Source organism: Kitasatospora sp. MBT66 (genome assembly GCF_000710405.2).
Lineage (GTDB): Bacteria > Actinomycetota > Actinomycetes > Streptomycetales > Streptomycetaceae > Kitasatospora > Kitasatospora purpeofusca.
On the sequence record NZ_JAIY01000006.1, the window covers coordinates 123,812 to 124,136 of the forward strand.

The 325-nt window shown below is 72.9% G+C and carries 1 protein-coding gene; it reads right to left on the reverse strand.

Annotated elements, in window-relative coordinates; translation table 11 throughout:
• The coding region (locus tag BI06_RS13095; RefSeq protein WP_043468173.1) for an STAS domain-containing protein at positions 1-269 on the reverse strand (269 nt) is incomplete at its 3' end.
• Between the last annotated feature and the right edge of the window lie 56 nt (positions 270-325).

Sequence of the window (325 nt, forward strand, 5' to 3'; positions counted from 1 at the left end):
TGGCGCAGGTCGGCCGGGGCGCCGACCACCGGAAGCGCAGACTCCGGCACCGGGGTGCGCCGGGCGGCGAAGACGAGTTCGCCGATGCCGACCGAGTCGCAGAACCGCAGGTCGGTGAGGTCCAGAACCAGGGGGAGCCCGGCCGGGGTCCGTTCGAGGACGCGCCGAAGCCGGGGAGCGGTCTGGTGGTCCAGCTCGCCGGAGAGCACGACGACGGTCGCACCCGTCGAGTGCGTGCGGACGTCGATGGTGAGGGTGTAGGCGGGCACCTGGGCTCCGGGGTGGTGGGACGGACGTGTTGTCAGTGGAGTCGGGCGAGCAGCAG